Annotated in this window: 18 protein-coding genes; 7 read left to right on the top strand and 11 right to left on the bottom strand. The window is 69.6% G+C overall.

The window, feature by feature from the left end; translation table 11 throughout:
• Window positions 1-575: 575 nt before the first annotated feature.
• Window positions 576-1,505, bottom strand: a complete 930-nt coding sequence (locus ACFHWY_RS22935) for a hypothetical protein (RefSeq protein WP_416582307.1) — start codon at window positions 1,503-1,505, stop codon at window positions 576-578.
• Between the two features lie 245 nt (window positions 1,506-1,750).
• Between ACFHWY_RS22935 and ACFHWY_RS22930 the strand changes: the two genes are divergently transcribed.
• Both ACFHWY_RS22930 and ACFHWY_RS22925 read left to right on the top strand, forming a co-directional pair.
• On the top strand, window positions 1,751-2,083 hold the full coding sequence (locus ACFHWY_RS22930; RefSeq protein WP_416582306.1) for a resistance to Congo red protein: 333 nt from the start codon (window positions 1,751-1,753) through the stop codon (window positions 2,081-2,083).
• Window positions 2,084-2,294: 211 nt separating this feature from the next.
• Complete coding sequence (locus ACFHWY_RS22925; protein WP_416582309.1) at window positions 2,295-3,668, top strand: diguanylate cyclase; 1,374 nt, start codon at window positions 2,295-2,297, stop codon at window positions 3,666-3,668.
• On the opposite strand, the gene ACFHWY_RS22920 is transcribed toward ACFHWY_RS22925, so the two are convergent.
• Window positions 3,665-4,723, bottom strand: a complete 1,059-nt coding sequence (locus tag ACFHWY_RS22920) for an aspartate-semialdehyde dehydrogenase (protein WP_416582305.1) — start codon at window positions 4,721-4,723, stop codon at window positions 3,665-3,667. The two genes, ACFHWY_RS22925 and ACFHWY_RS22920, sit on opposite strands and share 4 nt — an antisense overlap.
• 5 nt (window positions 4,724-4,728) lie before the next feature.
• Window positions 4,729-5,994 (bottom strand): aspartate kinase, encoded by a 1,266-nt coding sequence (locus tag ACFHWY_RS22915; RefSeq protein WP_416582304.1) that lies wholly within the window; start codon window positions 5,992-5,994, stop codon window positions 4,729-4,731.
• A 251-nt stretch (window positions 5,995-6,245) separates the two neighbouring features.
• On the opposite strand from ACFHWY_RS22915, the gene ACFHWY_RS22910 reads away from it, so the two are divergent.
• The 3 genes from ACFHWY_RS22910 (at window position 6,246) to leuA (ending at window position 9,703) form a co-directional block, all read left to right on the top strand.
• Window positions 6,246-7,073 carry a hypothetical protein gene (locus ACFHWY_RS22910; RefSeq protein ID WP_416582303.1) on the top strand — a complete coding sequence of 276 codons (828 nt, stop codon included), beginning with the start codon at window positions 6,246-6,248 and terminating at the stop codon, window positions 7,071-7,073.
• Between the two features lie 85 nt (window positions 7,074-7,158).
• Complete coding sequence (locus tag ACFHWY_RS22905; RefSeq protein ID WP_416582302.1) at window positions 7,159-7,707, top strand: nitroreductase family protein; 549 nt, start codon at window positions 7,159-7,161, stop codon at window positions 7,705-7,707.
• 238 nt (window positions 7,708-7,945) lie between these two features.
• Window positions 7,946-9,703 (top strand): 2-isopropylmalate synthase, encoded by a 1,758-nt coding sequence (gene leuA / locus ACFHWY_RS22900; protein WP_416582301.1) that lies wholly within the window; start codon window positions 7,946-7,948, stop codon window positions 9,701-9,703.
• A gap of 72 nt (window positions 9,704-9,775) precedes the next feature.
• Here the strand turns inward: leuA and ACFHWY_RS22895 are convergent, their stop codons facing one another.
• Window positions 9,776-11,248 (bottom strand): MFS transporter, encoded by a 1,473-nt coding sequence (locus ACFHWY_RS22895; RefSeq protein ID WP_416582300.1) that lies wholly within the window; start codon window positions 11,246-11,248, stop codon window positions 9,776-9,778.
• Window positions 11,249-11,356: 108 nt separating this feature from the next.
• Between ACFHWY_RS22895 and ACFHWY_RS22890 the strand changes: the two genes are divergently transcribed.
• Both ACFHWY_RS22890 and ACFHWY_RS22885 read left to right on the top strand, forming a co-directional pair.
• Window positions 11,357-12,016 (top strand): HNH endonuclease family protein, encoded by a 660-nt coding sequence (locus ACFHWY_RS22890; RefSeq protein ID WP_416582299.1) that lies wholly within the window; start codon window positions 11,357-11,359, stop codon window positions 12,014-12,016.
• Window positions 11,998-12,432, top strand: coding sequence for a hypothetical protein (locus ACFHWY_RS22885; RefSeq protein ID WP_416582298.1), 435 nt, complete (start codon window positions 11,998-12,000; stop codon window positions 12,430-12,432). The genes ACFHWY_RS22890 and ACFHWY_RS22885 overlap by 19 nt, the downstream gene beginning before the upstream one ends.
• Before the next feature lie 15 nt (window positions 12,433-12,447).
• Here ACFHWY_RS22885 and ACFHWY_RS22880 read toward each other — a convergent pair whose 3' ends face one another.
• The 7 genes from ACFHWY_RS22880 to ACFHWY_RS22850 all read right to left on the bottom strand — a co-directional run bounded on the left by ACFHWY_RS22880 (window position 12,448) and on the right by ACFHWY_RS22850 (window position 19,684).
• Window positions 12,448-13,551, bottom strand: a complete 1,104-nt coding sequence (locus ACFHWY_RS22880; RefSeq protein ID WP_416582297.1) for an ABC transporter ATP-binding protein — start codon at window positions 13,549-13,551, stop codon at window positions 12,448-12,450.
• Window positions 13,548-14,663, bottom strand: coding sequence for an ABC transporter ATP-binding protein (locus tag ACFHWY_RS22875; RefSeq protein WP_416582296.1), 1,116 nt, complete (start codon window positions 14,661-14,663; stop codon window positions 13,548-13,550). The genes ACFHWY_RS22880 and ACFHWY_RS22875 overlap by 4 nt, the downstream gene beginning before the upstream one ends.
• A 9-nt stretch (window positions 14,664-14,672) precedes the next feature.
• Entirely contained in the window at window positions 14,673-15,641 is a 969-nt protein-coding gene (locus tag ACFHWY_RS22870) for an ABC transporter permease (RefSeq protein ID WP_416582295.1), read from the bottom strand.
• The gene (locus tag ACFHWY_RS22865; RefSeq protein ID WP_416582294.1) at window positions 15,638-16,642 is read right to left on the bottom strand and encodes an ABC transporter permease; all 1,005 of its coding nucleotides are present in this window, start codon (window positions 16,640-16,642) and stop codon (window positions 15,638-15,640) included. The genes ACFHWY_RS22870 and ACFHWY_RS22865 overlap by 4 nt, the downstream gene beginning before the upstream one ends.
• A gap of 77 nt (window positions 16,643-16,719) precedes the next feature.
• Complete coding sequence (locus tag ACFHWY_RS22860; RefSeq protein ID WP_416582293.1) at window positions 16,720-18,381, bottom strand: ABC transporter substrate-binding protein; 1,662 nt, start codon at window positions 18,379-18,381, stop codon at window positions 16,720-16,722.
• Window positions 18,382-18,773: 392 nt separating this feature from the next.
• Entirely contained in the window at window positions 18,774-19,367 is a 594-nt protein-coding gene (recR, locus tag ACFHWY_RS22855; RefSeq protein ID WP_416582292.1) for a recombination mediator RecR, read from the bottom strand.
• 8 nt (window positions 19,368-19,375) lie between these two features.
• Complete coding sequence (locus tag ACFHWY_RS22850) at window positions 19,376-19,684, bottom strand: YbaB/EbfC family nucleoid-associated protein (RefSeq protein ID WP_416582291.1); 309 nt, start codon at window positions 19,682-19,684, stop codon at window positions 19,376-19,378.
• Window positions 19,685-19,852 lie beyond the last annotated feature (168 nt).

Below are 19,852 nucleotides of genomic sequence, written 5' to 3'. Positions count from 1 at the left end.
GGACGACCAGCCACCCCGACAGCCTACTATCAGCGGCCGAATTAACGACTCAGGACACTAGCACGGGACCGCCACTGCGAAGGATGAGCAGCAGATCGTCGAGCCCGGGGACCAGGACCGGCGCGCCAACCGGTGCCAAGATCCGGCTCGCACCGGGCACCGGGTACCGGCGATGAAGCCCCCGTTTACCCCCCGAAAACCCCTGCCAAGCATCGACATTCAGCGACAAACCACGATCACTGCGGTCTCATGTTCTAGCAGGTCAACGACAAGAATCGACAACCAACGACAAGACAGCGATCGTTACTGACGGTAAGAAGAGGTCGTCGGTTCGAATCCGGCCACCCCGACCGAGATGCAGAAAGCCAGGTGAGGATAGCTCACCTGGCTTTCTGCCGTGCCCAACTCGGAGCTGGCCGATCAGGTTCCGCCGCTGGCAGTTCTCGTGCCGCCGGTTCCGTCGGACGTCGGCGACCTGACGGCGGACGAGCGGCCCGGATGAGCAGCGAGGGGTTCCCGGCCGGTCGGCCGGAAACCCCTCGCGGTGAGCTACTTCAGAGTGCTGGCGTCCTGCCTCAGGACGCGCTGTCCCGGCGCAGGATCAGCGAGGCAATGCCACCTAGGGTCACCATGGCGGCGCCGATACCGAACAGCCACCACAGCTGGGTCGGGTCGGTTCCGGTCACGGGAAGGGTCGGGCTGGGGCTGACCGTCGGTGGTTGGGTCGGGTCAACGGTGGGCGACGCCGTCGGCGTCGGCGTCGGCGTCGGCGTCGGCGTCGGGGTAGGTGAAGGGCCGAGCGGGCGTTCGCAGCGCGCCTCGGCGACGATGACGGTGCCGACGGGGATGTCCAGCAGCGGCCCGCCGATGATGCTGCCGGTCAATCGCAGGGTCGCCTGCACGGCGATGGCAACGGCACCGTCCTCGGTGACGGTTTCGACGTTGGTCAGCGTGGCGACCAGTTCGGCGTCGATCAGGCCGGGGACCACGACCGCGGCACTCGCGGTGACGCCGGGGGCGTTTGGCACCAGCTCGATCGGCACGCCGAATAGTTCCAGCCCGGTGAGGGTGGTGTCCGCTGTCTGCGCGCCGGTCTGCGGGCAGTTGACCGCCGCGGTGATCACCTCGGCGTCGATGACGGGGGTTCCGAGGATGGCCAGGGCCAGGTCGGCGATCTCGGCGTTGGCCGATGAAGCCGTCTCGTCCCGGGTTGCGCTTACCTCGACGACCGTGCCCGAGGCCGTCACGCCCACGGCGCCCGGGATGGTGATCGCCAGAGCGGTGTCGGTGTCCGTGCCGCCTCCAGCGGGCGCGGTCGCACTTCCGATGACCACGTCGGCCGTGATCACGGGAACACCGGCCACGGATGCGGACAGGTCGACCACGACGCCACGGGCGCTGGCATCGCCGGGCGCGGCGAGCGCCGGGGCCGCGCTGGACAGCGCTACGGCACCGACGGCGACCGCTATCGCTCCGGTGGCAGAAATTCGCCGAATTACTCTCACGTTTTTCGCCTCTACTCGATCAGGCCCTCCCGGCCATCGAGAAGGCAGATCGACCCTATCCACGATTAGCCATAATCTGCTATAAAACGGACAAGATGTAAGTGTTTCACCATCTCCCGAACCGAAGGACCGCCGCCGACCGCTTCAGGCGGTCGCCGGTCGAGATCCTCGGAAACGGAGACCGGCCCTGGGCTGCCCGTCTCCGCACGGTGCACGGCGGCACCACGCCCGGTAGCCTCGGGCGGGTGCGGATCATCGCGTTCCTGGCCGTCTTCATCATCGTGCTGACCGCTGTCCTGCTGGTCTTCGTGGCCATGACGGCCAGCGCCCGACGCCGACGCCAAACCTCGCAGCTTTCCGCCCGCTGGGCGGTGCGCCACTACGCCATACCGGGGCGCGGGCACACCGTCGTCGGGGTCACCCTTGCCGACGCGGACGGCCGGGTACACGGTGAGCACGTGGTAGCGCGCATCCCGGACGACGCTCAGGACTGGCAGCGCGACTTCATCGTGGCCCGGCAGGAGGCCGAGGAGCGCGCGTTCCACCTCAACGCCGACCGCCCGTCGATCGAGGGCTGAGGCCACCTGCCGGGCCGGTGCCGTCCCCGCGCGGCCCCACAGGCCACATCCACAGCCTGTGGATAGCACATGTGTACGATTCAGGTTGCTCACAGGTCGGCGTGAGTACGCTTGATCAGCGACCCGGCGCCACCGGGAACGGATCCCTACCTGGAACGACGTGCGAGTGGATCACCAGAAGGTCGTTCGTGATGTGACGGTCCGGCTGCCCATGGCGTCGACCGTCACGGAGGCGTGCGAGGCGGCCGTCAGCGTCCTCGCCCGCTACACCCCTGCCACCATCGCCATCCTGCTGCACGTCCACGGCCGGCTCCGCTGCGTCGCCGCCACCGGATCCTGGCAGGTCTTCGCCACCGTGGCACCGGACGCCGGGATCGTCGGCCGGGTCTACACCGGCGGAGAGCCGGCCGTCGTCCCGGATGTCGAGGCCGACGCCGACCACATCCCGGTACGCCCCGACGTCACCGCCGAGCTGTGCGTACCGGTGCTGGATCCGGCCGGCCGGGCGATCGGGGTACTCGACCTGCAGTGGACCGGCCCGGCCGACCTGCTGTCCTGGCAGGTGGTCGCCGAGCGCGTCGCGGCCCGCCTGGGCACCGGAATCGTGGCGCTCGGCGGACCGGCGGAGAGCCGCAGCGAGAAGTTGCTCCGGCACGCCTCCGCGATGGCCGCCGCCACCACCGAGTGGGACCTGATGGGGGCTGCCATCGCGGCGGCCCGGGACGTGTCCACCCTCGCTGCGGCCGTTCTGCTGCTCGGCGGTCGTGGCGGCCCCCGACTCGGCGCACCGATGGTTGCCCCCGGCGGACTTGAGACGCGGGTACGTGCCGAACTGGGCGAGGTGGGCCGGCTGGCGCTGGGGAGCATCATCGACCGGGCGCACCGCTATGGCGCCGGTTACACCCTCGGCGAGTCCGGCCACCCACCCACCGCCGAACACGAGCCGCTGGTCCGGGCCGGGGTGGGCACGCTGGTGGCGGTACCGTTCGGGCCGCCCGAACGGGGTGGGGTGCTGCTGGTCGCCGACGAGCGGCTACTACGACCGGATCCGACCACGGTCAACCTGATGGAGTTGCTGGCCGGCCAGGCGTGGGGCTGCCTGGACCGGCTGCGCACCCTGGATCGACTTCGGGAGCAGGCCAGCTCGGACCCGTTGACCGGACTGCGGCACACCGGCCCGTTCGGGCAGCGGATCGCCTCCGTGACTCCCGGGCGAACCGCCCTGCTGGCGATCGACGTGGACGGTTTCAAGACCGTCAACGACACCTACGGCCACCAGGCGGGCGACCGGGTGCTGATTGACCTTGCCCGGGCGTTGGAGGGGGCGCTTCGCCAGGGCGACGAGCTGTACCGGATCGGCGGGGACGAGTTCGTCGCGGTGATCGAGGTGGGCCGCCCCGACGAGGCCGTACGGGTTGCCGAGAGACTCACCGCGGCGGCCCGCCGGATCGGCCGGACGATCAGCGTCGGAGTGGCCCTCCCCCACCCGGGCGAGTCACCCGAGCTGACCCTGCGCCGCGCCGACCAGGCTCTCTACGCCGTCAAGCGCCAAGGCCGCGACGGCGTCCACCTCTCCGCCGCCTAGCGGGTGAGGTCTTTGGCCAGGAGTTCGGCGATCTGGGCGGTGTTCAGGGCGGCACCCTTGCGGAGGTTGTCGCCAGTGACGAAGAAGTCCAGTGCGCGCGGATCGTCGAGCGCGCGGCGGACCCGCCCGACCCAGGAGGGATCGGTGCCGACCACGTCGATCGGCATGGGGAACTCACCGGCCGCCGGGTCGTCGACGACGATCACCCCGGGCGCGTCGCGCAGCACACCCCGGGCTGCCTCGGCCTCGATCTCGGTGGCGAAGACGGCGTGCACCGCGACCGAGTGCCCGGTCACCACGGGCACCCGTACGCAGGTCGCGGAGACCTTGAGGTCGGGCAGACCGAGGATCTTCCGCGACTCGTTGCGTACCTTCATCTCCTCGGACGACCAGCCGAGTTCGGCCAACGAACCGGCCCAGGGCACCACGTTGAGTGCCAGCGGGGCGGGGAACGGGCCGAGGTCGTCACCGACGGCCTGACGCACATCGCCGGTACGCGAACCGAGCAGCCGATCGCCGGCCACCTTGGTCAGTTGGTCGTGCAGGACGTCCGCGCCCACCTGACCCGCGCCGGAGACCGCCTGGTAGGAGGCGAGCACGAGTTCACGCAGGCCGTACTCGCGATGCAGCGGGGCGACCGCGACGATCATGGCAAGGGTGGTGCAGTTGGCGTTGGCAACGATGCCCCGTGGGCGGTTGCCCAACTGCTCAGGATTGATCTCCGGTACCACCAGCGGGACGTCCCGGTCCATCCGGAAGGCAGCGGAGTTGTCCACCACGACGGCGCCTCGGCTCACCGCGATCGGCGCCCAGTGCGCGGAGACCTCGTCCGGCACGTCGAACATCGCCACGTCGACGCCGTCCAGCGCCTGCTCGGTGAGCGTCTGGACGGTCAGCTCCTCGCCCCGGCAGTGGACCTTGCGCCCGGCCGACCGCTCGGAGGCCAGCAGGCGGATCTCGCCCCAGACATTGCGGCGGCCGGTGAGCAGCTCACACATCACCGTTCCGACGGCCCCTGTCGCCCCGACCACGGCCAGGGTGGGCAGGCCGGTCACCCGCGCTACCGCCCCGTCCCCGCGTACACCACGGCCTCGGTGTCGCCGCCGAGATCGAATGCCTGGTGGATGGCGCGGACCGCCGCGTCGAGGTCCGTGTCGCGGCAGACCACCGAGACCCGGATCTCCGAGGTGGAGATCATCTCGATGTTCACCCCGGCCTGGCCGAGTGCGGCGAAGAAACCGGCAGCAACCCCCGGGTGGGACCGCATCCCCGCGCCGATCAGGGAGACCTTGCCGACGTGGTCGTCGTAGAGCAGGCCCTTGAAGTTGACCCCCTCCTGGATCTTGCTCAGCGCGGCCATGGCGGTCGGCCCGTCGGTCTTGGGCAAGGTGAACGAGATGTCGGTGCGGCCGGTGCCCTCGGTGGAGACGTTCTGCACGATCATGTCTATGTTGATCTCGGCACCCGCGACGGTGTCGAAGATGCTGGCGGCGGCGCCCGGCTCGTCGGGCACCCCGACGATGGTGATCTTGGCTTCGCTGCGGTCGTGGGCAACCCCGGTGATCAGCGCCTGCTCCACGAGAAGCTCCTCTATCGATCCGGTGACCATGGTGCCGGTGTTGGTCGAGTATGACGAACGGACGTGGATCGGCAGCCCCGCCCGACGGGCGTACTCCACGCTACGCAGGTGCAGCACCTTCGCGCCGCAGGCGGCCAGCTCCAGCATCTCCTCGTAGGTGATGTGCTTGATGTGTCGGGCGTTCGGAACGATCCGCGGATCGGCGGTGAAGACCCCGTCCACGTCGGTGTAGATCTCACACACGTCCGCGTGCAGCGCCGCGGCCAGCGCCACCGCGGTGGTGTCCGAACCGCCCCGGCCCAACGTGGTGACGTCCTTGGTGTCCTGTGAGACGCCCTGAAACCCGGCGACGATGACGACGGCACCCTCGTCCAGCGCGCCCTTGAGCCGTCCCGGTGTGACGTCGATGATCCGCGCCCGGCCGTGCACCGAGGTGGTGATCACGCCTGCCTGCGAACCGGTGAACGAGCGGGCTTCGTACCCCAGGTTGTGGATCGCCATGGCCAGCAGCGCCATCGAGATCCGCTCGCCGGCGGTGAGCAGCATGTCCAGTTCTCGTCCCGGCGGCAACGGACTGACCTGGTTGGCCAGGTCGAGCAGCTCGTCGGTGGTGTCGCCCATCGCGGAAACCACCACCACCACGTCGTCGCCGGCCTTACGGGCGGCGACGATGCGCTCGGCCACCCGCTTGATCCGCTCGGCGTTGGCGACGGAGGATCCGCCGTACTTCTGCACCACGAGTGCCACGACGGCGCACTCCCTCCCGGTTGCCCTGAGCGTGCCGACGCCGCCGGCACCGGGCTGCGCGTGCCGACGCCGCCGGTACCGTGGCCGGCGGCGCGGGTCGGACGACCTCAGGGTATCGGGCGGCTCTGACCGCAGGGTCAGGTGATCCCACGATCCGGCCGACGGCCGCGGCGCGGGTGGTGTGCGACACGCGGGCGATGCCGCCCTTTCCGGGGGTGTCCGAAAGCCGGTCCAGCACCCAGAATGGCCGGGTGCGCCCCGTCCACCATCCGGCCCGCCCGCTGACCACGCCGATCGCGCTGCTCGTCCTGTTGACCGGCTGCTCAGCCCCGCCGCCCGCCAGCCCCGAACGGCAGCCGAGCGCCGCGCCCCGCCCCGCCGCGCTGGATGCGGCCCGTGACGAACTGGCCGCCCTCGCCGCCGCCGCCCAGGATCGGCACCTGGTCGCCCGGTACACCCTGCGGGTTGACGGCAGCGCTGACCGGCTGATCGTCTTCACCAGCGCGAATGACGACAGCTGGCGGATCGACGTACCGGCGGGCGCGCTCGGAGGCACGGCCGACATCTCGCTCGCGGCGACGAACGACGGACTGTTCCAGTGCGGGCTGCCGTCGGCGACCAGGCCCGAGCCGGCCAGTTGTGTACGCCTCGGCGAGCGCGACGACACGCTGCCACGGCGGCTCGACCCTCGGGTGCAGCATCCGTTCACCGACTGGCTCAAGGTGCTGACCGACCGGCGTGCCCCGCTGTCGGTCTCGCCGGCCATGGCACCGCCCGAGGCGACCGGCAGCTGCTACTCGGTGGAGACCACGGTCGCCTCGATCAACTCGCCGCTGGACGTGGGCATCTACTGCTTCGACACCGACGGTACGCCGACGGCGGTACGAGCCGTGTTCGGCACGCTGACGCTGGCCGCGCCGCCCGAGCCGGCACCGACCACCGTGCAGCTCGCCGGCCCGGTGGTGGACGGCGAGCCGCTGGGCATGGCGGCGCCACCTGTGGACCCGTCCGTGCCGGGCGGCGCCGTGCCGGGCGAAGCAGAACCCGGCACAGCCGGGCCGGACGTGGCAACCTTCTGACAATAAGTCCGGTTACGGGTGTTTTATCCCACACCTTGCCACCCCCGACTCGCCACTAAATCCGCCCATACGGGACGCTTTTCGCATGACCGACCTCACCCCGCTACTCGCGTTCCGCTGGAGCCCCCGGTCCTTCGATCCGGTCGCGGAACTGACCCAGGCCGAGACGGCGACGCTGCTGGAGGCCGCCCGATGGGCGCCATCGGTCGGCAACCGGCAGCCCTGGCGATTCGCGGTGGGGCACCGTGAGGACGAGACCTACAAGCGGATCCTGGTCAACCTGCCGCCGGGCGAGCAGCGGTGGGCCGGGCGCGCCAGCGTCCTGCTGCTCGCCGCGCACCGGCACGGCGGCAGTCCCTACGCGGCGTACGACCTGGGCCAGGCGGTGGCCCACCTGACCGTCCAGGCAACCGCGCTGGGACTGCACGTCCGCCAGTTGACCGACCTCGATGAAGGCGGCCTGGTGGCCGATCTCGACCTGCCCGGCGACGTGCGACCGTGTGTGGTGGTGGCGGTCGGCCAACTGGGCGATCCGTTCAGCCTCCCGGCCGACCTGCTGGCCGACGAGACCTCGCTGCGCCACCGCCGGCCCCTGGCCGAACTCGTGATGAGCTGGGCAGACTCTCCGGCCTGAGCCCGCCTCGCGCGAGCCTCGTCCCAAAGTCCGGGCCGACCTTCCCAGACGCCGTCCCATCACGTAGTGTCACTCTGTCATGTGGCAGGCGCACCTTCTCCTTGGTCGCCGCGACGAGGCCTGACGGCCGGCACCTCGTCGCGGAGTCGAACCGCGCCGCCAGCACTGCCTCGGATCTCTTGCTCGGCATCGCTGCCGGGCTTCGCTGCTGACCACATGACCACAGGAGAACTCCGCCATGGCTCACCCAGCCGGCACCACCGACGTTGACTCCGATCCCATCGCCCGACAGCGTCCCAGTCGGATGCCGTACCAGCGGTACCAGCCGTACCAGCAACAGTTCCCGATCGTCCTGCCCGACCGCAGCTGGCCCACCCGGCAGGTCGGGGCCGCGCCGCGCTGGTGTGCGGTCGACCTGCGCGACGGCAACCAGGCGCTGATCGACCCGATGTCGCCGGAGCGCAAGCGCCGGATGTTCCAGCTCCTGGTGCAGATGGGATACAAGGAGATCGAGGTCGGTTTCCCGTCGGCCAGCCAGACCGACTTCGACTTCGTCCGGCAGCTCATCGAGCAGGACCTGATCCCCGCCGACGTCACGATCCAGGTGCTGACCCAGTGCCGGGAACACCTGATCGACCGGACCTTCGCCTCGCTGCGCGGCGCCCACCGGGCGATCGTGCACTTCTACAACTCCACCTCCACCTTGCAACGCCGGGTGGTGTTCGGGCTGGACCGCGACGGCATCAGCGACATCGCCACCACCGGCGCCCGGCTGTGCCAGAAGTACGCCGAGATCCACACCCCGGACACCCAGATCCACTACGAGTACTCGCCCGAGTCGTACACCGGCACCGAGCTGGAGTACGCGCTGGAGGTCTGCGCCAAGGTCATCGAGGTGGTCGACCCGACCCCGGACCGCAAGCTGATCGTCAACCTGCCGGCCACCGTCGAGATGTCCATGCCGAACGTGTACGCCGACTCGATCGAGTGGATGCACCGGCACCTGCCGCGGCGCGACAGCCTGGTACTCAGCCTGCACCCGCACAACGACCGGGGCACCGGGGTCGCCGCCGCCGAGCTGGGCCTGCTGGCCGGCGCCGACCGGATCGAGGGCTGCCTGTTCGGCAACGGCGAGCGCACCGGCAACGTCGACCTGGTGACGCTGGGGCTGAACCTCTTCTCCCAGGGCATCGACCCGATGATCGACTTCTCCGACATCGACGAGGTCAAGCGGGCCGTCGAGTACTGCAACCAGCTGCCTGTGCACGAGCGCCACCCGTACGCCGGCGACCTCGTCTACACCGCCTTCTCCGGCTCCCACCAGGACGCCATCAACAAGGGCTTCGCCGCGCTGGAGGCCGACGCGGCCACGACCGGGGCACCGGTCGACCAGTTCACCTGGGCGGTGCCCTACCTGCCGATCGACCCGAAGGATCTGGGCCGCAGCTACGAGGCGGTGATCCGGGTCAACTCGCAGTCCGGCAAGGGCGGCGTCGCGTACATCATGAAGACCGAGCACCAGCTCGACCTGCCGCGCCGACTCCAGATCGAGTTCTCGGGCGTGGTGCAGGACGTCACCGATCACGACGGCGGTGAGGTCTCGCCAGCCACCATGTGGCAGATCTTCGCCGGGCAGTACCTGCTCGACCACCAGGCCGACCCGGCGGTGACCCTGGCCGGGTACGCCATCGGCACCGCCGACGGCAAGGTCGAGATCACCGCCCAGGTCGCCGTCGCCGGGCAGCCCCGCTCGGTCAGCGCCATCGGCAACGGCCCGATCGACGCGTACGTCAACGCGCTCGGCTCGGCCGGCGTGAGCGTACGCGTGCTCGACTACCACGAGCACGCGCTCTCCTCCGGCGGTGACGCGCAGGCCGCCGCGTACGTCGAGTGCGAGGTCGAGGGGCGGACGGTCTGGGGCGTCGGCATGGACGCCAACATTGTCACCGCCTCCATCAAGGCGGTCTCCAGCGCCGTCAACCGCGCCCGCCGCTGAGCTGCAGGGAAGGGCCCCTTGATAGCAACGCCGCGGTGGGCGTTGCTATCAAGGGGCCCCCTTGCATCCGGGTTAGCGCGGGGTGGAGACCGGCATCGAGTGGCAGGGCTGGCCGGGCGGCGGCCGACGGACCGGACGGTGGACCAGCAGGACGGCGATGGCCGCGCCGGCCAGCAGCAGTCCGGCGCACCAGAGCAGCGCGCCACGGTAGGCGGCGGTGAGTTCGGCGGGCTGCTCGTAGCCGGCGCCGGTGAGGCCGACCAGCAGCGGCAGGGCCGCCACCGCCAGCAGGCCGCCGACCCGGGAGGCGGCGTTGTTGAAGCCGCTCGCCACCCCGGCGAAGCGGTCCTCGACCGCCGCCAGCACCGAGGCCGTCAGCGGTGCCACCACCAGCGTTAGCCCGGCCCCGAACAGCGCCACACCGGGCAGCACCTGACTCCAGTACGAGGCACCTGGTGAGACCTCACGCAGCATCAACAGGCCGGCGGCGGCCAGGACCGGGCCGACCGTCAGCGGCAGCCGTGGTCCGATCCTCGTGGACAACGCACCGGCACCGGGCGAGCCGATCAGCAGCAGCACCGTCATCGGCAGCAGCGCCAGGCCGGTGAGCAGCGCCGACCAGCCGAGCACGTTCTGCAGGTAGACGGCGATGAAGAAGGTGAACCCGCCGAGCGCGGCGTAGACCAGCACGGTGAAGACGTTCAGCACCGAGAACAGCCGGCTGCCGAACAGGCCGGTGGGCAGCATGGCGGCTTCGCCGCGCCGCCGCTCGACGAGCACGAAGACCACCGCCGCGAGCAGCGCGACCACCGCCGCCGCCAGTACGGCCGGCGAGCGCAGGCCCCGGCTGGGCGCGTCGACCAGGGCGTACGTCACGCCGGCCAGACCGAGCGCACCGAGCAGCGCTCCCGCAACGTCGAACCGGCGCGCTCCCCGGGTCCTGGAGACGCTCTCGTCCCGGCTCTCCGGCACCCAGCGGAGGGTTGCCAGCACCACGAGCACGGCCAACGGCACGTTCAGGAGAAAGATCCACCGCCAGGAGAGCGCATCGATCAGCCAGCCGCCGATGAACGGACCGAGCGCGGTCGAGACGCCGGACAGGCCGGACCACGCTCCGATGGTCTTCGCCCGGTCGTCCGGATGGAAGCTGGCCTGGAGCAGCGACAGTGATCCCGGGGTCAGCAGGGCGCCGCCCGCGCCCTGGAGGAACCGCGCGGCCACCAACCAGTCGGTCCGCAGGGCCAGCCCGCACAGTACGGAGGCGAGAGTGAACCAGAGCACGCCGAGCAGGAAGATCCGCCGGCGCCCGAATCGGTCGCCCAGCGCCCCACCGAGCAGGACGAAGGCCGCGAGGGTGAGCAGGTAGCCGTTCACCGTCCACTGTAGGTCGGCAACGGAGGCGTCGAGGTCGGCGCCGAGGCGGGGCAGCGCCACGTTGACCACGGTGCTGTCCAGGAAGACCATCCCGGAGGCGAACACGGCGGCGACGAGAGTGCCCCGTCCGGCGCTGCTACGCAGCCGGAGGGCGTGCGCGGATTCAGGCATGGGTACCAATCTGCCGTGCGTCATCTGTCAGACACCACGAAACGCCGAAACCTCGCCCGGGTACTGTGCGGGATCGCCGGAAGACCGCAAGCTGGAGAGGTGTCGTCTGTGCGTACCAGATCAGGACCCTGCGCCGTGGGGGCGCTCGCGCTCGCCGCGGTGCTGACCCTCGGCGCTGCCGGTTGCGTCCCGCTGGAGGAGCCGGAGGCGCCGCCGAGTAGTGACGGCGGAACCGCCACTCAGATGCTCGACCAACTCACCGTCGCCGAGGCCAACTCGATGCGGGGCTACAGTCGCAGTCATTTCTCACACTGGCGCAAAACTGGCCAGAACTGCGATGTCCGGGACACCGTGCTGGAGCGCGACGGCAAGGACATCCAGCATTCCGGCTGCAACGTGGTGGGCGGCCGGTGGGAGAGCGTCTACGACGGGCGGTCCTTCACCGACCCGTCCAGCGTGGACATCGATCACATGGTTCCGCTGGCCAACGCCTGGCGTTCCGGTGCCGACGACTGGGACGACACGACACGCGGCAACTTCGCCAACGACCTCGACCGGCCGCAGCTCTTCGCGGTTTCCGCGTCCTCGAACCGGGCAAAGGGTGACCAGGATCCGTCCCAGTGGAAACCACCGAACCAGTCGTACTGGTGTCAGTACGCCGGTGACTGGGTGGCGGTGAAGCACCATTGGCGGCTTACGGTGACCAGCGACGAGAAGGCCGCGCTAGCCGACATGTTGGAGGGCTGCACATGGGAGAGCAAGCCGTAACCGGCACCGACGGTGGCACCGTGCCCGACGGTCCCGCCGCCGGTGCCACCGAAAACCCGTCGCCACCCGGCCCGGCCACGGCCGGGATGACCGCCGACGGCACCGCCGCCGCCGAGGTGCAGGTACCGGGTGCCGGGATGAGCGCTGACGCCGGTGGCGCCACCGGTCCGCAGAGCCGGACCACGGACGTCGTGCCGGGGCCCGGCGGGGTGATGACCGACGAGGTAGGCGTGGTCACCGGCGAGTTGACCCTGCGCACCGACTTCGCCGACGGGCAGGTCACCCTCCACGTGCAGTACAAGGACGCCGACGAGTGGTACGTGGTCACCGGCGGCAAGGCGCCGCTGGGTGACGCCGCCGCGCTGGACACGGTGCACGGCATCGCCGTCGGCCTGCTGAACCGTCCCGAGGGCTGAACCAAGCCGCCCTGCTCAGACGAACGAGCCGGGTTCGCTCGGTGCGGAGACGACGTCTGGCTCCTCGCCCTCGCCCGCCGGGCGGACGGCCTCCACGCCAACCTGGTGCGGGCGGAACTCGCCGCGGGCGATCTGCTCGGTCCAGTGGCAGGCGACCCGGCTGGCGCCAATCTCCCGCAGCACCGGCCGTTCGTCGGCGCAGCGGGTGGGTTGCGCCCACGGGCACCGGGTGTGGAAACGGCAGCCCGCCGGAGGGTTGGCCGGCGAGGGCAGGTCACCGGCGAGCAGGATCCGCTCACGGCGGTCCTCCACATCCGGATCCGGTACCGGCACCGCCGACATCAACGCCCGGGTGTACGGGTGCAGCGGCTCGGTGTAGAGCCGATCACTCGGCGCCTCCTCGACCAGCGCACCCAGGTACATCACGCCCACCGTGTCGGAGATGTGCCGGACCACCGCCAGGTCGTGCGCGATCACCAGGTAGGTGAGGCCGAGGTTGTCCTGCAACTCGTCCAGCAGGTTGACCACCTGGGCCTGGATCGACACGTCCAGCGCGGAGACCGGCTCGTCGGCGACGATCAGTTCCGGCCCGAGCACCAGCGCGCGGGCGATGCCGATGCGCTGACGCTGGCCACCGGAGAACTCGTGCGGGTAGCGGGACAGCGCCCAGCGCGGCAGACCGACCTTGTCCAGCGTCTCCGCGATGATCTTCCGCCGGCCGTTCCGGTCACCGCCGATGCCGTGCGTCTGTAGGCCCTCGGTGAGGATCGACTCGACGTTCTGCCGGGGGTCGAGACTGGACATCGGATCTTGGAAGATCATCTGCATCCGACGGCGCATCGTGCGCAGCTTGCCGGGTGCCAGCTTGGTCAACTCGACCCCGTCGAAACTGACCTCCCCAGCGGTAGGCGGGGTGAGCTGGAGCAACGCCCGCCCGAGGGTGGACTTGCCGCAGCCCGACTCGCCGACCAACCCGTACGTCCTGCCACGCGAGATGCGCAGGTCGACGCCGTCGACCGCCTTCACGTGGCCGACCGTCCGGTCGAACAGCACCCCCCGCTTGATCGGGAAGTGCACCTTCAGGTCTCGTACCTCGACGAGGATGTCGTCCCCGGTCACGGCGTCTCCTCCTCGCTGGGGGCAGGGGCCAGGCCCAGTACGACCGGCGGGTCGTCGGGAACCGCCTGCGTCGGCACCGAACCCGGTTCGGCCTGTCCCGGAACCACTTTCCGGACCTCCTCGGCGGGCGTCAGGCCCGGCAGCGGGGCGGGGTTGACGCAACGGTAGCTACGACCGTCGTGGGTGAGCACCAGGTCCGGCGGTTCGTCGACGCAGACATCCAGCTGGCGGGTGCAGCGCGGAGCGAAGGCACAACCCTCCGGCCAGGGCAACAGGTCCCGCACCGATCCGGGGATCGGGTTGAGCCGCTCTCCGCGTCCGGCGTCCAGGCGCGGCACCGAGGCGAGCAACCCCACGGTGTACGGGTGCCGTGGCTCGCGGAACAGCGGACGCCGTCGCGCGGTCTCCACCACCCGACCGCCGTAGAGCACGTTGACCGTGTCACACATGCCGGCCACCACGCCCAGGTCGTGCGTGATCATCACCAGCGCGGTGCCGGATTCGCGGACCAGGTCCTTGAGCAACTCCAGGATCTGCGCCTGGATGGTGACGTCCAGGGCGGTCGTCGGCTCGTCGGCGATCAGCAACCGGGGCTGGCAGGCCACCGCCATCGCGATCAGGGCACGCTGGCGCATCCCGCCGGAGAGCTGGTGGGGGTACTCCTTCAGCCGCCGCCTCGGGTCGGGGATGCCCACCCTTTCCAGCAGTTGGGCGGCTTCCTTGGCAGCCGCGTCACCCTTCATGCCGCGGTGCCGGGCCAGCACCTCGGTCACCTGGAGACCGATCGGTACGACCGGGTTAAGCGACGACAGCGGATCCTGGAAGATCATCGCGATGTCCCGACCCCGGATGTCCCGCCGCGACCGGTCGTCGAGTCGGAGCAGGTCGGTGCCGTCGAACATCGCCTTGCCGCCGACCCGCAGGCCAGGCTGCTTGGGCAGCAGCCCCATGATCGCCAACGAGGTCACCGACTTGCCGCAGCCGGACTCGCCGACCAGGCCGACCACGCCTCCCGCGTCGACGGAGAAGGAGACCCCGTCGACGGCCCGTACGGTCCGCTGACCGCGTCGCGCGAAGGTGACGGAGAGGTCGTCCACCTCGAGTAGTGCCATGGAGAGAACCTACTTCCGCAGCTTCGGGTCGAGCGCCTCACGCATCGCCTCACCGAGCAGCGTGAAGCCGAGTGCGGTGATGATGATGGCGACCGCCGGATAGATGGCCAGCGCGGGTCGGATGCCGATCCACTGCTGGGCGTCGGCCAGCATCACGCCCCACTCGGGGGTGGCCGAGTCGGGGTTGCCGAGGCCGAGGAAGGACAGCGCGGCGGCCTCGATGATCGCGGTGGCCAGGGTGAGGGTGGCCTGGACGATGACCGGGGCGAGCGAGTTGGGCAGCACGTGGGCCAGCGCGATCTTCGACTTGCGTACACCGAGCGAGGTGGCCGCCAGCACGTAGTCGCTGTTGGACTGCACGATCATCGAGCCGCGCAGCAGCCGGGCGAAGACCGGCACCGAGACCATGCCGACCGCGATCATCACGGTGGTCAGGCTCGGCCCGAGCAGCGCGGCGACGCTCACCGCCAGCAGCAGGCTGGGCAGCGCCAGCAGCATGTCGATGAAGCGCATCAGAGTGGTGTCGAGCCAGCGGCCCCAGCGACCGCCGAGGCCGGCGGCGGCGCCGGCGACCCCACCGATCAGCGCGCCGATGGCCAGACCGATCATGGTGGCGACGACGCCGACCAGCAGGGTCTGCCGGGCTCCGACGACCATCCGGCTGAAGACGTCCCGGCCCTGGTGGTCGTAGCCGAGCCAGTGCTCGGCCGAGTGCCCCGGGATCAGGCCCTGCCCCACCCGAACCACACCCTCGCGGATGCCGATGGTGTCCGTCGGGCCGTACGGCACGAAGAACGGGCCGATCACCGCGACCAGGACGAAGATGGCCAGAATGACCGCGCCGACGATGGCAGCCGGGTTACGTCGCAGCCGGCGGAAGGCGTCCTGCCAGAGGCTGACCCCTCGCTCCTCCTCCCGGGCGGCGAGTTCGGCGAGCCGGTCGATCTTCTCGCGCTTCTTCCCGCTGATGATCGTCACCGGACCCTCACCCTCGGGTCGATCAGGCTGTACGAGAGGTCGACGAGCAGGTTCACCAGCACGTAGACCACCGCGATGATCATGATGAAGCCCATCAGGACCGGATAGTCGCGCTGGCTGATGGCGTCGGCGAGGAAAGCACCGATCCCGCTGAACGCGAAGACGGTCTCGGTGAGCACCGCGCCGGAGAGCAGACCGCCGGTGAGCAGACCGATCGAGGTCGCCACCGGGAGCATCGCGTTGCGCAGCACGTGCCGGCGACGAACCACGTTCTCGGTCAGGCCCTTCGCCTCTGCGGTGCGCACGAAGTCCTCGTTGAGCACCTCGAGCACGCTGGCCCTGGTAATCCGGACGATGATCGCCAACGGGATGCTGGCCAGCGCCACCCCCGGCAGCACGAGATGCATGAGCGCATCGGCGGCGGCGTCCCACTCCCGGGTCATCAGCCCGTCAAGGACGAAGAAGTTGGTGATCCGGGTCGCGCCCAGGATCGGATCCTGCCGGCCGCTGGACGGGAACCAGCCGAGGTTCTCCGAGAAGATCGCCTTGAGGATGTACGCCAGGAAGAAGACCGGGATGCAGATGCCGACAAGCGACCCGCCGACGGAAGCGTGGTCGAGGAACTGACCGCGTCGGCGGGCGGCCAGGTAGCCCAGCGGAATGCCGATACCGATAGCGATCACCAGCGCGGTGACGGTCAGCTCGACGGTGCCGGGGAAGCGCTGGATGAACTCCGTGGTCACCTCGCGCTTGGTCGAGATCGACGTGCCCAGGTCGAGGCGGATCATCCGTCGGACGAACCGGCCGTACTGGATCAGGATCGGCTCGTCGAGGCCGAGGTTTCGGCGGATCGCGGCGCGCATCTCGGGCGTGCCCCGCTCGCCGAGAATGGCGGTCTCGGGGCCGCCGGGCAGCCGGCGGAGCCAGATGAACAGCAGAATGGAGAGCCCGAACAGCGTGGGTATCAGCTGGAGCAGGCGTCTGACGATGAACCGGAACACGGCGGCCTCGTAGGGGTGCGTTGCCGATCGCGGGCGGGCGCTGTGGTACAGCGCCCGCCCGCGGTCTGTGCTTCAGATCAGGACTTGAACTCGGCGGTGGCGAACCGCTCGTCGGTGAGCGGGCTTGCCTTGACCCCGGTCACGTCCTTGCCGAACACGATCGCCGGCGGCGAGTGCGAGATCGGCACACCGGGCAGGAAGTTCATGATGTCGGCGTTGATCTCCTTGTAGAGCGCCACCCGGGCCGCCGGGTCCGCGGTGGTGTCCGCCTGCCTGAACTTCTCGAACAGGGCGGGGTTGTCGTAGCCCCACTCGTCCTTCTGCCGGTCGAAGAAGGTGCCGATGAAGTTGTAGCCGTCGCCGTAGTCGCCGGTCCACCCGAGGAAGTGCAGGTCGTGCTTGTTGCCGGAGGTGGTGGCGTTCAGGTAATCCGGGCTCCACTTCAGCGGGATCGGCTCGATCTTGATGCCGGCCGCCTGGAGATCCGCCGAGACCAGCTCGAAGAGGTCCTTCGGGTTGGGCATGTACGGCCGGGTGACCTCGGTCGGGTAGTGGAACCGAAGGGTCAGGTCCGAGGCGCCGGCCTCGGCCAGCAGCGTCTTGGCCTTCTCGACGTCGTACTCGTACTTGGTGACGTCGCCGTTCCAGCCCTCGACGGTGTCAGGGAAGAAGTTGACCGCAACCTGGGCACCCGGGGGCAGCTTCGAATCGACCAGGGCCTGACGGTTGACCGCGTGGGCCAGCGCCTGCCGGACCTTCAGGTCAGCCAGCTTCGGGTTCCCCTTCTGATTGATCGCCAGGTAGAGGATGTTGAAGGCCGGGCGGGTCAGGACGTTGAAGCCCTCGCCCTTGAGCGGCTCGACGTCAGCCGGACCGACCAGGTCGTAACCCTGGATGCCACCGGAACGCAGCTCCTGCTTACGGGCGTTCTCGTCCGAGATGGTCTTGAAGATCAGGCTCTTCAGCTTGGCCTTCTCGCCCCAGTAGTCCTCGTTCCGCTCCAGGGTCAGCGTCTTGTTCGGGACGTCCCAGGCCTTGAACTTGAACGGACCGGTACCGGTCGGGTGCTCGGTCGCGTAAGCGGGGTACGTGATGTCGTCCGCGCTGCCCGAGACGTTGCTGGCGTCGTGCGCCTGCAACGCCGTGGGGCTGTGGATCGAGAAGGACGGCAGCATCAGGGCTGCCGGGATCTTGCTGGAGACCCGGGTGAAGGCCAGGCTGACCGTGGTGGGGTCGGTGGCGGTGCAGGACTTGAAGAGGCTCTCGCCGAGCGTGTCGTCCTCGTTGGCGGCGAAGCCACCCATCACGTCCTGCCAGTACGCGGTCACGTCCGGGCTCTGCATCAGACCCTTGGCGTTGTACCAGCGGTCGAAGTTGGCGCAGACGGCCTCGGCGTTGAAGTCGGTGCCGTCGTGGAACTTCACACCGGAACGCAACTTGAACGTCCAGGTCGTGCCGGCGGCGTCCGGCTCCCAGGACTCGGCGAGACCGGGGCTGACCTTGGTGCCGCCCTCTTCTGGGCGGACCAGCGTCTCGAACACCTGACGGGCGACGCGCAGCGACTCACCGTCACTGGCGAAGCTGGGGTCGAGCACCTTCGGGTCTCCGGCAACGCCGAAGACGAGGGTGTCCTTGCTACTACCGCTGGAACCTTCACGGTCGCTTTCGGCACAGCCTGCTACCGCGAGGGCCGCGGCCGCCACGGCCGCGATAGCGACCTTCGGCCTGGATGCACGCATGGTGCTTCACCTCGTCCTAGGGGGTACGGACAACGTGGTGACAGGGTCACCGATGGCCGTGACCATAGCTCCCGTTCGGACCGGCCGGAAACGGCGCGGGAAGCTCTTGGTACCGGATCGTGTCCTTAGTGCCTGGCACTGGGAACACGGACCTTCGAGCTAACGGACAAACCCCCACAACAGACTCATACAATCGAGATCATTCTGTTACATCGATTGAACGGCTTACTAGCGCCAGTGTCATACCACCGGCCGGCGCCTCTCACGGCCTGGGCGGCGTCAGACAGCAGGCGATGCCGGCTGTCCCGCTCCTGCCGCGTCCGTTCCCTCGCGTCGCACGTGACTGCCCCACCGGGCTCAGCGGACGTGGGTGCCACCCGACCATTCGACCGTCACACGGCCCGGCGTCCCTCGAAGGCCCGGCCCAGAGTGATCTCGTCGGCGTACTCCAGGTCACCGCCGACCGGTAGCCCGCTGGCCAACCGGGTCACGGCGATCCCCATCGGCTTCACCATCAGCGCGAGGTAGGTGGCGGTCGCCTCGCCCTCGGTGTTCGGATCGGTGGCCAGGATCAGCTCACGGACCTCACCGCCGCCGAGCCGGACCAGCAACTCGCGGATCCGCAGATTGTCCGGCCCGATGCCCTCCAACGGATTGATCGCCCCACCGAGTACGTGGTACCGGCCGCGGAACTCACCGGTCCGCTCGATCGCGACAACGTCCTTCGGCTCCTCGACCACACAGATCACCTCGCCGGTACGGCGCGGGTCGCGGCAGATCCGGCACTGGTCGGACTCGGCGACGTTGTAGCAGCTGGTGCAGAAGCGAACCAGCTCCTTGACCTTTCGCAGCGCCCCGGCCAGCCGGTTGACGTCGGCCGGATCGGCGGACAGCACGTGGAAGGCGATCCGCTGGGCGCTCTTCGGGCCCACGCCCGGCAGCCGCCCCAACTCGTCGATCAGATCCTGGATCGCGCCCTCGTACATCCGGGAGCTCAGAACCCGGGCAGGCCGAGGCCGCCCATCCCGCCAGTGACCGGGCCCATTTTCTGCTCGGTCAGCTCCCGGGCCGCCTCGGCGGCGTTGTGCAGCGCGGCGACAACCAGATCTTCCAGCGTCTCCACGTCGTCCGGGTCGACCGCCTTGGGGTCGATTCTGATGCCCTTGACCTCACCGGAACCGGTTACGGTGGCGGTGACCAGGCCGCCGCCGGCGGTGCCGGTCACCTCGGCCTCGGCCAGCTCGGCCTGCGCCTTGGCGATCTGCTGCTGCATCTTCTGCGCCTGCTTCAGCATCTGCTGCATGTTCGGCTGTCCACCAGGCCGCACGATGACTCCCTCAACTCGCCTACGCTGCCGCCGCCACCCTAACGTTCCCCACCGACCCCACCCCCGCCACCGCACTCCCCCGCCGCACTCACACGCCGATCTAGGGGGAATGGCCGTGAGTCGATCTCCAGAAACGATGAACTG

This window comes from Micromonospora sp. LOL_024 (assembly GCF_048060415.1).
Taxonomy (GTDB): Bacteria; Actinomycetota; Actinomycetes; order Mycobacteriales; family Micromonosporaceae; genus Micromonospora.
The sequence above is the reverse complement of the archived record's forward strand: the minus strand, read 5'-3'. Positions and strand labels throughout refer to the sequence as shown.

Excerpts from the sequence above, each read along its gene's own strand:
- leuA (WP_416582301.1), top strand. The coding sequence starts at position 7,946 with ATGGCTCACCCAGCCGGCACCACCGACGTTGACTCCGATCCCATCGCC.
- ACFHWY_RS22925 (WP_416582309.1), top strand. The coding sequence starts at position 2,295 with ATGGCGTCGACCGTCACGGAGGCGTGCGAGGCGGCCGTCAGCGTCCTC.
- ACFHWY_RS22885 (WP_416582298.1), top strand. The coding sequence starts at position 11,998 with ATGGGAGAGCAAGCCGTAACCGGCACCGACGGTGGCACCGTGCCCGAC.
- recR (WP_416582292.1), bottom strand. The coding sequence starts at position 19,367 with ATGTACGAGGGCGCGATCCAGGATCTGATCGACGAGTTGGGGCGGCTG.
- ACFHWY_RS22850 (WP_416582291.1), bottom strand. The coding sequence starts at position 19,684 with ATGCAGCAGATGCTGAAGCAGGCGCAGAAGATGCAGCAGCAGATCGCC.
- ACFHWY_RS22860 (WP_416582293.1), bottom strand. The coding sequence starts at position 18,381 with ATGCGTGCATCCAGGCCGAAGGTCGCTATCGCGGCCGTGGCGGCCGCG.
- ACFHWY_RS22875 (WP_416582296.1), bottom strand. The coding sequence starts at position 14,663 with ATGGCACTACTCGAGGTGGACGACCTCTCCGTCACCTTCGCGCGACGC.
- ACFHWY_RS22905 (WP_416582302.1), top strand. The coding sequence starts at position 7,159 with ATGACCGACCTCACCCCGCTACTCGCGTTCCGCTGGAGCCCCCGGTCC.
- ACFHWY_RS22895 (WP_416582300.1), bottom strand. The coding sequence starts at position 11,248 with ATGCCTGAATCCGCGCACGCCCTCCGGCTGCGTAGCAGCGCCGGACGG.